Genomic DNA, 12,129 nt, shown 5'->3' with positions numbered 1-12,129 from the left:
TCAGGCGTCGCCGGGCGACGCAGGCACCTCCGGGGCCTCGACCTTCTCGAAGAAGGGCGGGGGAGCAGTGGGCTCGACGTATGCCGGGGCCTCGGTCGAGACGTCGCCGAACAGGGCCGGCAGGGTGCCGGTCCAGGCCGCCCGCAGCTCGTCGAGCGAGATCGTGAACTTGCCGCGGATGTCGAGCGTGCGGCTGCGGCCGTCGACCGAGCCGATCACCGTGACCGGCAGGCCGTGCTGGCCGGCCAGCGCCGCGAACGCCTTCTCGTGGCCGCGCGGCACGGAGACGAGCGCGCGGGCGGTCGACTCCGAGAACAGCGCGACGAACGGGTTGAGGTCCTCCGGCAGGACGATGTTCGCCCCGTGGTCATACCGCAGGCAGGCCTCCACCAGCGCCTGGGCCAGCCCGCCGTCGGAGAGGTCGTGCGCCGACGACAGGTGACCGCGCTCGCCGGCCTCGGTCAGCACCGAGGCGAGGATGCGCTCGCGGGTGAGGTTCACGCGCGGCGGCTGGCCGCCGAGGTGCTGGTGGGTGACCCAGGCCCACTCGGAGCCGGACAGCTCCTCGGTCGTCTCGCCGAGCAGCATGATCACGTCGCTGTCGCCGCCGAAGCCCATCGGGACCCGGCTGCCGACGTTGCCCATGACGCCCAGCACGCCGACGACCGGCGTCGGGTGGATCGCCTGCGAGCCGGTCGAGTTGTAGAAGCTGACGTTGCCGCCGGTGACCGGGATGCCCAGCTCGGCGCAGCCGTCGGCCAGACCCCGGACCGCCTCGGCGAACTGCCACATGACCTGCGGGTCCTCGGGGGAGCCGAAGTTCAGGCAGTTCGTCACCGCGAGCGGCGTCGCGCCGGCCGCGGCCACGTTGCGGTAGGCCTCGGCCAGGGCGAGCTTGGCGCCGTTGTACGGGTCGAGCCGCGCGTAGCGGGCGTTGCCGTCGACGGACAGCGCGACACCGAGGCCGCTCTGCTCGTCGATGCGGATCACGCCCGAGTTCTCCGGCTGGGCGAGGATCGTGTTGCCCTGCACGTAGCGGTCGTACTGCTCAGTGACCCAGCTCTTGTCGCACAGGTTGGGGCTGGCGGCCAGGCGCAGCAGGGTCTCGCGCAGCTCGACGCCGCTGCGCGGCCGCGGCAGCGTCTCGGCCCGGTCGGCCTGGAGCAGGATGAGGTCGGCCGGCTCGCGCATCGGGCGCGCGTAGACCGGGCCGTCGTCGGCGAGCGAGCCCGGCGGGACGTCGACGACGACCTCGCCGTGCCAGCTGATGATCAGGCGGCCGGTGTCGGTGACCTGGCCGATCGCGGTGGCGAGGACGCCCCAGCGCTCGGCGACCCGCAGGACCTCGTCGAGCTTGTCCGGGTCGACGATGAGCAGCATCCGCTCCTGCGACTCGCTGGCCAGGACCTCCTGGGGGTCCATCGAGGCCTCGCGCAGCGGCACCAGGTTGAGGTTGACGTCCATGCCGGTGCCGGCCGCGGCGCTCGTCTCGGTGAGCGCGCAGGTCAGCCCGGCGCCGCCGAGGTCCTGCACGCCGACGATCAGGCCCCGCTCGTACAGCTCGAGGCAGCTCTCGATCAGCAGCTTCTCGATGAACGGGTCGCCGACCTGGACCGACGGGCGGCGGGCCGGGCCGTCTTTGTCGAAGGTGGCGCTGGCCAGCACCGAGACGCCGCCGATGCCGTCACGGCCGGTCTTGGCGCCGAGCAGCACGACGATGTTGCCGGGGCCGTGCGCCTCCTTGTTCTGCAGCCGGTTGACCGGCAGCACGCCGACACACAGCGCGTTGACCAGCGGGTTGCCCTGGTAGCAGGGGTCGAAGACGACCTCGCCGCCGATGTTGGGCAGGCCCAGGCAGTTGCCGTAGCCGCCGACGCCGGCGACGACCCCGGGCAGGACCCGCTTGGTGTCCTCGTGGTCGGCGGCGCCGAAGCGCAGCGGGTCCATCACGGCGACCGGGCGGGCGCCCATCGCGAGGATGTCCCGGACGATGCCGCCGACGCCGGTGGCCGCGCCCTGGTAGGGCTCGACGAAGCTCGGGTGGTTGTGCGACTCGACCTTGAACGTCACGGCGATCTCGTCGGAGATCTTGATGACGCCCGCGTTCTCGCCGATGCCGGCGAGCATCAGGTCGGACTTCGGGGCCTTCTCGCTGAACTGCCGCAGGTGGACCTTGCTGCTCTTGTACGAGCAGTGCTCGCTCCACATGATCGAGTACATCGCCAGCTCCGACGTCGTCGGGCGGCGGCTCAGGATCTGGCGGATCCGCTGATACTCGTCCTCGCGCAGGCCCAGGTCCTCGTAGGGCTGCTCGTCATCAGGCGTCTTGGCGGCCTGTTCAACGGTGTCGGCGCTCATACTCGGGCTCCCAGATGTGCGAGCACGGATGTGAAGACGCCGAGTCCGTCGATGGACGGGCCGGTCAGCACCTCGACCGCGTGCTCCGGGTGAGGCATGATCCCGACGACGTTGCCGGCGGCGTTGGTGATCGCCGCGATGTCGTGCAGCGATCCGTTCGGGTTTCCGCGGACGTACCGCGCGACGACGCGCCCCTCGGCCTCGAGCTCGTCGAGCGTGCGCCCATCGGCCATGTAGCAGCCCTCGCCGTTCTTGACCGGGATCACGACCTCCTGGCGGGGCGTGAAGTCGCGCGTCCACGCGGTCGTCGTGCTCTCGATCCGCAGGCCCTGGTCGCGGTTGCGGAAGTGCAGGTGCTGGTTGCGGGTCAGCGCCCCGGGCAGGAGGTGGGCCTCGCACAGCACCTGGAAGCCGTTGCAGATGCCCAGCACCGGCAGCCCGTCGCCGGCGGCCCTGATGATCGATTCCATGACCGCGGAGAACCGGGCGATCGCGCCGGCCCGCAGGTAGTCGCCGTACGAAAAGCCACCCGGCAGGATGACGGCGTCCACTCCGTAGAGGTCGGCGTCGGCGTGCCAGAGCGGGATCGGCGCCGCACCGGCGAGCCCGACGGCTCGGGCGGCGTCGCGGTCGTCGAGCGAGCCGGGGAAGGTGACGACACCGATGCGGGCGGTCACCGCTGCTCGCCCTCCGGCTCGTCGACCCGCAGGGTGAAGTCCTCGATCACCGGGTTGGCGAGCAGCATGTCGGCGATGTCGCGGGCCCGCTCGAGGTCGGCCGAGCCTTCGAACTCGATCTCGATGCGCTTGCCGATGCGCACGGACGTCACGTCGGCGACGCCGAGACGCGGCAGCGCGTTCGCGACCGCCTGACCCTGGGGGTCCAGGATCTCCGGTTTGAGCATGACGTCAACCACGACGCGGGCCACGGGGCACTCCTGACGTTGAGTCGGGCGCTCGAGGGCGAGCGACACGAGCCTACCGGGCGGGACAACGCCGCAGATCACCGGCTTGTCGCCCAGCAAGCATCTTAGCGGTACCGCTGAATGCCAAGATCGGCGTCAGAGAATCGGTGGCGGGATGTACGCCGCCGCCTCCCCATGTTTGGCGACGACTTCGGCGATCATCTCGTTGACGGCCCTGACCTGCGCGGATGCCGCGCCGATGAACTGCTGCGGGTCCGCGACCAGGGCCTCCACCTCGGGCCGGGACAGGCGCAGCCGCTCGTCGTCGGCCAGCCGCTGGAGCAGGTCGTTGTCCTGGATGCCCTTTTCGCGCATGGCGAGCGCCACGGCGACGGCGTGCTCCTTGATCGCCTCGTGAGCATCCTCACGGCCGACCCCGCGCCCGACCGCCGCCACGAGCACCCGCGTGGTGGCGAGGAACGGCAGGTACCGGTCGAGCTCGCGCGCCACGACCGCCGGGTACGCCCCGAACTCGTCCAGCACGGTCAGGAACGTGGCGAACAGCCCGTCGACCGCGAAGAAGGCGTCCGGCAGCGCCACCCGGCGCACGACCGAGCACGAGACGTCACCCTCGTTCCACTGGTCGCCGGCCAGCTCGCCGACCATCGAGAGATACCCCCGCACGATCACGGCCAGCCCGTTGACCCGCTCGCAGGAGCGCGTGTTCATCTTGTGCGGCATCGCCGACGAGCCCACCTGGCCGGCCTTGAAGCCCTCGGTCGCCAGCTCATATCCCGCCATGAGGCGGATCGTCGTCGCCAGGCTCGACGGCCCGGCCACCGCCTGGGCGAGCGCCGACACCACGTCGAGGTCCAGCGAGCGGGGGTACACCTGGCCGACGCTCGTCAGCACGTTGCGGAACCCGAGGTGCTCGGCGACCTTCCGCTCCAGCTGCGCGAGCTTGCCGGCGTCGTTCTTGAGCAGGTCCAGCTGGTCGGCGGCGGTCCCGACCGGCCCCTTGATCCCGCGCAGCGGATAGCGCTCCAGGAGGTCTTCGATTCTGCGGTACCCGATGAGCAGCTCCTCGGCGGCACTCGCGAAGCGCTTGCCGAGGGTCGTGGCCTGGGCCGGCACGTTGTGCGACCGCCCGACCATGACCAGCTCGTCATACTGCTGGGCGCGTGCCGCGAGCCGGGTGAGCGCGGCCACCATCCGGTCCCGGACCAGCTCCAGCGACTTGCGGATCTGCAGCTGCTCGACGTTCTCGGTGAGGTCCCGCGAGGTCATGCCCTTGTGGATGTGCTCGTGCCCGGCCAGGCTGGAGAACTCCTCGATCCGCGCCTTGACGTCGTGCCGGGTGACGCGCTCGCGCTCGGCGATGCTGACGAGGTCGACGTCGTCGAGGACCCGCTCGTAGTCGGCCACGACCCCGTCGGGCACCGCGACCCCGAGCTCCTGCTGCGCCTTGAGCACGGCAACCCACAGCCGCCGCTCCAGCCGCACCTTCTCCTCGGGCGACCAGATCTCCACGAGCTCCGGCGAGGCATAACGGCTGGCGAGCACATCAGGAATCCGCGGCTTGTTCACGCCGTCCATTCTGCCCGCCCCGGCTCGGCCGCCCGCAGACGGCAGACCTTACGCATCCTGCAAGGTATCGTGCATGATATGCAAGCTTCGTCGCTGCTGCTGCCGATCCTCCGCTCGCCGTTCCAGGGCGAGCTGCTCGCCTGGCTGTACCTTCACCCCGGGGTCGAGGCTTCGCTGGCCGACCTGGCGCGTCGGTTCGGTGTATCGCAGGCGACGGTGAGCCGGGAGGCGGATCGGCTCGCGCAGGCGGGCCTGGTGCTGGAGCGCCGGCTGGGCATCGTGCGGCTACTCCGCGCCAACCTGGACACGGTGGTCACCCGCCCATTGACCGACCTGCTTGCGGTGACGTACGGCCCTATGGCTATAATCACGGACGCGCTGATGCCGATCGAGCACATCACCGGGGCATACATCTACGGCTCGTGGGCGGCTCGGTACCGAGGCGAGCCGGGCCCGGTCCCGGGTGACGTGGACGTCGTGGTCATCGGTGCGCCGGACGCGGACGACCTCTACGAGGCGGCGGCGACCGCCGAGCGCCGCCTGGCTCGCGAGGTCAACATCACCGCCGTTCCCGAGTCGGCCTGGCAGTCCCCGGCCGGCAACCCGTTCCTGGAGTCCGTCCGGACCCGCCCACTGGTCAAGCTCGATCTCACCACCGGAGTCATCTGACGATGCAGTGGAACCAGGGCCGCGCCACCATCGATGCGATGCTCGTCCGCCGATGGGCGCGGTGCTGCGGCCGTTCGACCGCATGCGTCGGCAGCGGAACGAGGCTGAGTATCCGGGCGCGCACCGGCCCGAGCTCACCGCGGCGGACGTGTCTCGCGACCTGCCGCGGGTCGCGGCAATCGCCGACCTCGCGGAGCGGGTCCTCGACCGGATGAGCCCGTACTAGGTCCGAGAATGGGCGGCGCCGCGGCCCAGACTCTAGTCAGTGATCGTCTGGCGGGCGGGCCGGCCGCGGCGGATGCGGAAGACCCAGAACTTCGTCAGCTGGTAGTTGATGATCGGGGCCGTCACGATCAGGATCGCCTGCGAGATCAGGACCGGGATGCCCGCCAGCTCCACCAGCACCGGCAGCCCCACCAGCGTGAAGCCCAGCGCCCACAGGCACACCACGTAGAACTTGAAGAAGCCGGGGATGAGCGGGCCGTTCGACCGGAACACGAACCGGCGCTGGAGCGGGTACGTGACCAGGGCGCACAGGAGGTTGGCCGCGAAGGCCGGGACCAGGTAGTGCAGCCAGTCGCGGGTCAGCAGGTAGAGCCCGGCGTAGAAGGCGTAGTACAGGACCGCCGACACGCCGCCGGCCAGCAGGTAGCGCACCCGGCGGTCGTTGGCGAACGCGACCACCGTGCGGGTCAGGCGGGTGCGGGCGTCGGCGGTCTCGGTCACTCGCGTGGCCGGTAGCTCTCGACGGCACCGATGACCAGGTCGATGTCGGCGTCGGTCATGCCGGCGTAGAGCGGCAGGCGCAGCAGCCGGTCGGCAACGTCCTCGGTCACCGGGCAGCCCTCGGGACCGACCCGGCCGAACCTCACGCCGGCCGGGGCCAGGTGCAGCGGCTGGTAGTGGAACGTGCCGAGCACACCGTGGGCCAGCAGGTGCTTCAGCATGCCCTGGCGGCTGTCCAGGTCGGGCAGCAGCAGGTAGTACAGGTGGGCCGGCTGCTCGCGGTCGGCCGGCACGGTCGGGCGGACGACGCCCTGCTCGGCGGCCCAGGCCGCGAGCCGGGTGTCGTAGCTCGACCACACGTGGTGGCGGCGGCGCTGGATGTCGGCGAAATGCTCCAGCTGGGCGGTGAGGAACGCGGCCAGCAGGTCCGACGCCAGGTACGACGAGCCGATGTCCATCCAGCGGTACTTGTCGACCATGCCCCGGAAGAACTGGCCGCGGTTCGTGCCCTTCTCGCGGATGATCTCCGCCCGCTCGAAGTAGCGGGAGTCGTTCAGGACCAGCGCGCCGCCCTCGCCGCACTGCACGTTCTTGGTCTCGTGGAAGCTCTGCGTCGCCATCGCGCCGATCGAGCCCAGGTTGCGGCCGCGGTAGGTACCGCCGAGGCCGTGGGCGTCGTCCTCGATCACGACCAGGCCGTGCCGCTCGGCGATCGCGTTGATCGCGTCCATCTCGACGCCCACGCCGGCGTAGTGCACGACGACGATGGCCTTCGTTCGCTCGGTGACCGCCGCCTCGACCTGGCGCTCGTCCAGGTTCAGGGTGTCCGGCCGGATGTCGACGAACACCGGGACGGCGCCCCGCAGGACGTAGGCGTTGGCCGTCGAGCAGAACGTGAAGGACGGCAGGATGACCTCGTCGCCCGGGCCGAGATCGAGCAGCATCGCGGTCATGTCGAGCGCGTGCGTGCACGACGTGGTGAGCAGGGCGTGGCGGGCGCCGACGATCTCGGTGAGCAGTGCGCTCGCCCGTTTGGTGAACGGGCCGTCGCCGGTCATCGGTCCACTCGTCATCGCCTGGTGCATGTAGCCGGTTTCGTCACCGGTCAGGAATCCCTTGTTGAAAGGCACGGCGAGTTGGTTGGTGGACGTCACTGCGGGAGCCTCCCTAACGTCAGGACGGAGCCAGTTCATATACGACGCAGGGGCCCGACCGATAACGCTCGGTAGCCAGCGTCGGCAGTTTCGGTGACACCCCGCCCTGTGACTCGTCGACGAACAGCCACTTCACGCCGTACCGGTCACGCAGCGTGGCGACGTTCTCGGCGGTCGGTTCCTTGAAGGCGGCGTCGTTGTCGGCCAGGATGTCCGGCTTCCAGTAGGGGACGTGGCCCACCCACTGGTCGAGCCGGGCCGCCTCCTGGTGCGCCGTCGTCGAGAAGCCCCAGCCCTCGACGAGCATGCGGCGCTCGCTGTACGCGGTCATGGAGAAGTGCAGGTTGCTGCACGTGCCCTCCAACATGAGGCAGTGCGCGTTGGTCGCGACCAGGTCGGCGGGGTCGGAGTGCTCCCGCAGCCAGCGGCCGGCCGCCAGCGTGCCCTCGGAGACGATCCGGGTGCCCTGCACGACGTTGCGCCAGCCGTGCGCCCGGGCGTCCCGCGCGATCACGTTGTAGTTCTCGGCGCTGGTGTTGAGGCCGTAGCCGGCCAGCAGCGCGATCGTGAGCGCCAGCGCGGTGCCGAACCCGAAGGACCGGCCGCGCCGCCGCAGCAGTACCGAAGCGACCCCGAGCCCGGCCAGGAAGAGCGCCGCGGCCAGGCCTAGCTGCGCGTAGGGCGCGACGATCTCGTGTCGCCAGGCGGCATCGTTCGGCGTGTTCGAACCGGTCGGGACCGTGGTGCGGCCGCGGGCCTGGACGAGCTGGACCACGAGGATGCCGAGCGCCGCGCTGCCGGCCAGGGCTGCGCCGCGCTTCCAGGTCATCCGGCCGGCGGGCAGCAGCGCGGCGAGGCCGACGACCGCGGCGACCGCGATGTACGGGCGGGCGGCCTCGATGAAGAACCGCTGGCTGTCGCCGGACTGGCCGGTCAGCATGGTGGCACCGGCGCCGCCGAGCCCGATGCCGAGCATCGCGATGATCTCGGGCGCGCGGGCCGCGCGCCGGAACAGGCCGAGGAGGCCGGCCCAGACGCAGCACCAGCCGAAGATCGTGAGCGTGGCCAGCACGTTCAGGTGGTCCTGCGGCAGGAAGGCCACGTACTGCGTCGTCATGCCGAGCGGGCTGGTCACCACGGCGGTGAGCGGGTTGAAGCCGCTGCCCTGGCTGGTCGCGCCGAAGAGCACGAGCTGCGAGAACGCGAACGCGACGCCGGTCAGCCCGAGCGCGGCCAGCGCACCGCCGTGCAGCCGGCGGCGGAACACCAGCTCCACCGCCAGCACCAGCAGCAGGCCGCACGCCAGCAGCGGCGGGTAGGTCGCCTTGCTGCCCATCACACCCGCGAGCAGGATCGCCAGCAGCACCCAGCCGCGGCGGTGACGCTGCCAAATCGGCTCGCGCAGGTCGACCTCCCGCAGCCGGTCGACGAGCACCAGCATCACCGGCACGAACAGCAGCGCGCCGAAGGTCTGCGTCGGCCCCGACCACACCGTGAGGCGCAGCGACGAGCCGTCCTCCAGCGGGCTGAACGCCAGGTTCTCGTACACCGGGCGCATGTGCCACCCGAACGGGTTCGGCGCCAGCACGAAGAGCGTCACGACCGAGGCCGCGACGCCGGTCCACCAGCCGCCGGTGAGCTTGCGGGCGAGCACCGCGACCAGCACCGCGAACGCCATGAGCATCGGCAGCATCGACAGGCGCAACAGCAGGACGGCGGGCTCGATGCCGGTCACCCAGCTGGTCGCCGCCAGCTCCGGGTAGACGAACCAGTGGTAGTAGAGCGGCTCGCCGTTGATCCACGGGACGACCATCGGCATGTGGTGCTTGGCCTCGCCGACGAGTGCCAGGTGGAACGTCGAGTCGGTGTCCGGCGTGGAGTTGTACGGGAACCGCAGGCCGTAGATGCGGTAGAACTTGCAGCTCCACAGCAGGATCAGGCCGGCGATCCCGGTCAGGGCCCACCGCCACGCCGCCGGGGGCCGCTCGGCGTCGGGAGTGCTGCGCCAGTACCGCCGAAGCCCCGGAACGACCAGGAACGCCGTGACGGTCGCGAGCGGCCAGACGAGCACCAGCAGCGGCAGGCCGGCCCAGCGGGCGGCCACGTAGCAGAGCACCTCGCCGACATAGCCGAGCGCCAGACCGGCAGCCACGTCCGCGACGAACCAGCCCTTGCCGCGGTGGAAGAACCGCCACCACAGCGTGCCCGGCAGGGTGACGCCGAGGCCCAGGTACACCAGGAAGACCGCGGTGGTCGCGGGCGGGACCGCGTAGAACCACAGCACCGCGAACGTGGCGACCAGGAGGAGCGCCGGTGGCAGCCAGCCGGTGAACGGCAGGCTGCGCGACCGGTCCGGCGGCACCCCGTCCCTGGCCGGGTCACCACGCTCCGCGACGGCGACCTCGGTTGGCGTGTGCATGGTTTCGAGCCCCCCGAAACGGCGAACTGGGTGCACCCGCGGGCATCGGGCCGTGCGACAGTCAAAATGCTATGGCGTCGCCCCCGTGCCGTAGGCCGTTCCGCTCAGATGCGGTTTACCAGTGCGGACGTCCCAGACGGAGATCACCCACTCGTCACCATCGGCCTTGGCGTCGAAGCCCACCGTCGCCGGCAGCAGGATCGGCAACTTGAACGACACCCTGACGGTGTAGGCGTCCGGCAGCCGGCCCTCCAGCGCGGCCAGACACCGGGCCTTCGTCCACATGCCGTGCGCGATCGTGCGCGGGAAGCCGAACGCCCTGGCGAGCAGCCGCGAGGTGTGGATCGGGTTCCGGTCGCCGGAGACCGCCGCATAGTCGGGGCCGGTCCGCTTGGGGATCCGCCAGACCGAGCGGGCGGGGACGGGCTCGTTCGGGTTCGCCGTCGATCTTCCGGCGGCAACGGTACGGCGGAGGTACGTCGAACGGCCGGACCAGATCGGCTCGTCGTCGATCGTGGCGGTCGCGACCACGTCCAGCTGGGTGCCGCGGTCGTGCGGGCGCAGGGCCTCCGCCCGTACTGCCAGATCGAACGCATCTGTCGTTTTCAGCGGCCGGTGCACGCGGATCTCGTTCTCCACGTGCACCAGCCCGAGCAGCGGGAACGGGAACTCGCGGGCGGTCATCAGCCGCAGGGCCAGCGGGAACGCGAGCACGTGGGGGTACGTGGCCGGCAGCGTGTCGCCGAGGCGGAACCCGCACACCCGGTCGTACGCGGCCAGGTGTTCGCGATCGGCGCGCACCCCGCGCAGGATCAGCTCGCGGTCGGGCAGCCTCGGCTCCTTCGCCGTGCTCCGGCGGAGCGCGGCGGCGCGGTAGAGCGGGCCCAGCGACGGCGCCCGCTCCAGCTCCTGCCGCATCAGGCCCCCAGCAGACTCTGGCCGCAGACCCGGATGACGTTGCCGCTGACCCCGCCGGAGGCCGGGTTGGCCAGCCAGGCGATCGTCTCGGCCACGTCGACCGGCAGGCCGCCCTGCGACATGCTGTTCATCCGGCGGCCCGCCTCCCGGACGAACATCGGCATGGCCGCGGTCATCCTGGTCTCGATGAAGCCGGGCGCGACCCCGTTGAGCGTCAGCCCGCGGGCGGCGACGGCGGCCGCGTTGGCCTCGACGATGCCGATGACGCCGGCCTTCGAGGTCGCGTAGTTGGTCTGGCCGCGGTTGCCCGCGATGCCGGACACCGACGAGACGGTCACGATCCGCCCGTTGCCGCCGAGCAGGTTCTCGGCGAGCAGCACGTCGTTGATCCGCTCCTGGCTGCCCAGGTTGACGTCGAGCACCGACTGCCACTGCCCCCCGTCCATGCGCCCGAGGGTCTTGTCGCGGGTGATACCGGCGTTGTGGACGAACACGTCGGCGTGGACGTGCCGGGTCGCGATGAAGTCGGCGAGCCGGCGCGGCGCGTCGTCGGTGGTCAGGTCGAGCTGCAGCGCGGTGCCCTTGAGGTCGTTGGCGACTCTGGTCAGGTCCTCGCCGGCGGCCGGGACGTCGAGGCAGACGACGTGCGCCCCGTCGCGCGTGAGCACCTCGGCGATGGCCGCGCCGATGCCGCGGGCGGCGCCCGTGACGATCGCGGTCTTGCCGACGAGCGGCTGCTCCCAGTCCCCGGGCACGTCGACGGTGGCCGGCCCGATGCGGACGACCTGGCCCGACACGTACGCCGAGCGCCCCGAGAGCAGGAACCGCAGCGTCGACTCGACGGCGTCCTCGGCGCCCGGCGCGACGTACACGAGCTGCGCCGTCGCGCCGTGCCCGACCTCCTTGGCCACCGAGCGGACGAAGCCCTCCAGCGCGCGCTGCGCGGTCGCCTCGCGCGCGTTGGCGCACAGCTCGGGCGGACTGCCCAGCACGATCACCCGTCCGGAGGGGGCGAGCGTGCGAATGACCGGATGGAAGAAGTCGTACAGCGAGCGCAGCCCACCGCTGTCGACGATTCCGGTGGCGTCGAAGATCAGGGCGGCGCTGCGGTCGGACTCCGGTGGTTTCGGCAGGTTCTCGATGATCTTGTTGATCGGCGCGTTCAGGCGCCCGGTGCCGCCGATGGCGACCGGCCCGGCGAGCACCGAATCACCCGGTCGATACCGCCGCAAACGGGGCGGATCGGGCAGGCCGAGCCGTTTCACGAAGAACCGTCCGGCGCCCGAATGGGCGAAGCTGGCGTAGCGGTCGGACATTGCAGTGCCTCCCCAGTCACAACAAACGCGCTAACCTACTCGCGAGTAGGGTAACGCCAGGATGCCCTTACGCGTCGA

10 protein-coding genes and 1 pseudogene are annotated in these 12,129 nt (G+C 71.0%); 2 read left to right on the top strand and 9 right to left on the bottom strand.

Annotated features, from left to right (window positions below):
• The 4 genes and pseudogenes from purL to purB all read right to left on the bottom strand — a co-directional run.
• Positions 1-2,325: pseudogene (gene purL, locus ABZS66_RS13825) on the bottom strand (phosphoribosylformylglycinamidine synthase subunit PurL); the annotation flags it as partial.
• Positions 2,326-2,354: 29 nt separating this feature from the next.
• Entirely contained in the window at positions 2,355-3,035 is a 681-nt protein-coding gene (gene purQ / locus ABZS66_RS13820) for a phosphoribosylformylglycinamidine synthase subunit PurQ (protein WP_354757468.1), read from the bottom strand.
• A complete protein-coding gene (gene purS, locus ABZS66_RS13815; protein WP_354757467.1) occupies positions 3,032-3,286 on the bottom strand; it encodes a phosphoribosylformylglycinamidine synthase subunit PurS in 255 nt (84 codons plus the stop codon). Before purS ends, purQ begins: the two co-directional genes overlap by 4 nt.
• Positions 3,287-3,418: 132 nt before the next feature.
• Positions 3,419-4,849, bottom strand: coding sequence for an adenylosuccinate lyase (gene purB, locus ABZS66_RS13810; protein ID WP_354757466.1), 1,431 nt, complete (start codon positions 4,847-4,849; stop codon positions 3,419-3,421).
• 78 nt (positions 4,850-4,927) lie between these two features.
• On the opposite strand from purB, the gene ABZS66_RS13805 reads away from it, so the two are divergent.
• Together ABZS66_RS13805 and ABZS66_RS13800 are read left to right on the top strand one after the other, a co-directional pair.
• Complete coding sequence (locus tag ABZS66_RS13805; RefSeq protein ID WP_354757465.1) at positions 4,928-5,518, top strand: MarR family transcriptional regulator; 591 nt, start codon at positions 4,928-4,930, stop codon at positions 5,516-5,518.
• Between the two features lie 52 nt (positions 5,519-5,570).
• A complete protein-coding gene (locus ABZS66_RS13800; protein ID WP_354757464.1) occupies positions 5,571-5,744 on the top strand; it encodes a hypothetical protein in 174 nt (57 codons plus the stop codon).
• Between the two features lie 32 nt (positions 5,745-5,776).
• Here the strand turns inward: ABZS66_RS13800 and ABZS66_RS13795 are convergent, their stop codons facing one another.
• The 5 genes from ABZS66_RS13795 to ABZS66_RS13775 form a co-directional block, all read right to left on the bottom strand.
• Positions 5,777-6,244, bottom strand: coding sequence for a GtrA family protein (locus ABZS66_RS13795; protein ID WP_354757463.1), 468 nt, complete (start codon positions 6,242-6,244; stop codon positions 5,777-5,779).
• The gene (rffA, locus tag ABZS66_RS13790; RefSeq protein WP_354757462.1) at positions 6,241-7,398 is read right to left on the bottom strand and encodes a dTDP-4-amino-4,6-dideoxygalactose transaminase; all 1,158 of its coding nucleotides are present in this window, start codon (positions 7,396-7,398) and stop codon (positions 6,241-6,243) included. The genes ABZS66_RS13795 and rffA overlap by 4 nt, the downstream gene beginning before the upstream one ends.
• A gap of 19 nt (positions 7,399-7,417) precedes the next feature.
• Positions 7,418-9,817 carry a hypothetical protein gene (locus ABZS66_RS13785; protein ID WP_354757461.1) on the bottom strand — a complete coding sequence of 800 codons (2,400 nt, stop codon included), beginning with the start codon at positions 9,815-9,817 and terminating at the stop codon, positions 7,418-7,420.
• Positions 9,818-9,886: 69 nt separating this feature from the next.
• Positions 9,887-10,738 carry a MaoC/PaaZ C-terminal domain-containing protein gene (locus tag ABZS66_RS13780; protein WP_354757495.1) on the bottom strand — a complete coding sequence of 284 codons (852 nt, stop codon included), beginning with the start codon at positions 10,736-10,738 and terminating at the stop codon, positions 9,887-9,889.
• Positions 10,735-12,051, bottom strand: a complete 1,317-nt coding sequence (locus ABZS66_RS13775) for a 3-oxoacyl-ACP reductase (RefSeq protein WP_354757460.1) — start codon at positions 12,049-12,051, stop codon at positions 10,735-10,737. The genes ABZS66_RS13780 and ABZS66_RS13775 overlap by 4 nt, the downstream gene beginning before the upstream one ends.
• Between the last annotated feature and the right edge of the window lie 78 nt (positions 12,052-12,129).

This window comes from Dactylosporangium sp. NPDC005572, from assembly GCF_040605515.1.
Classification (GTDB): Bacteria; Actinomycetota; Actinomycetes; order Mycobacteriales; family Micromonosporaceae; genus Dactylosporangium.
This window is presented reverse-complemented; position numbering and strand designations above follow the sequence as displayed.

Excerpts from the sequence above, each read along its gene's own strand:
- ABZS66_RS13785 (WP_354757461.1), bottom strand. The coding sequence starts at position 9,817 with ATGCACACGCCAACCGAGGTCGCCGTCGCGGAGCGTGGTGACCCGGCC.
- ABZS66_RS13775 (WP_354757460.1), bottom strand. The coding sequence starts at position 12,051 with ATGTCCGACCGCTACGCCAGCTTCGCCCATTCGGGCGCCGGACGGTTC.
- ABZS66_RS13805 (WP_354757465.1), top strand. The coding sequence starts at position 4,928 with ATGCAAGCTTCGTCGCTGCTGCTGCCGATCCTCCGCTCGCCGTTCCAG.
- ABZS66_RS13800 (WP_354757464.1), top strand. The coding sequence starts at position 5,571 with ATGGGCGCGGTGCTGCGGCCGTTCGACCGCATGCGTCGGCAGCGGAAC.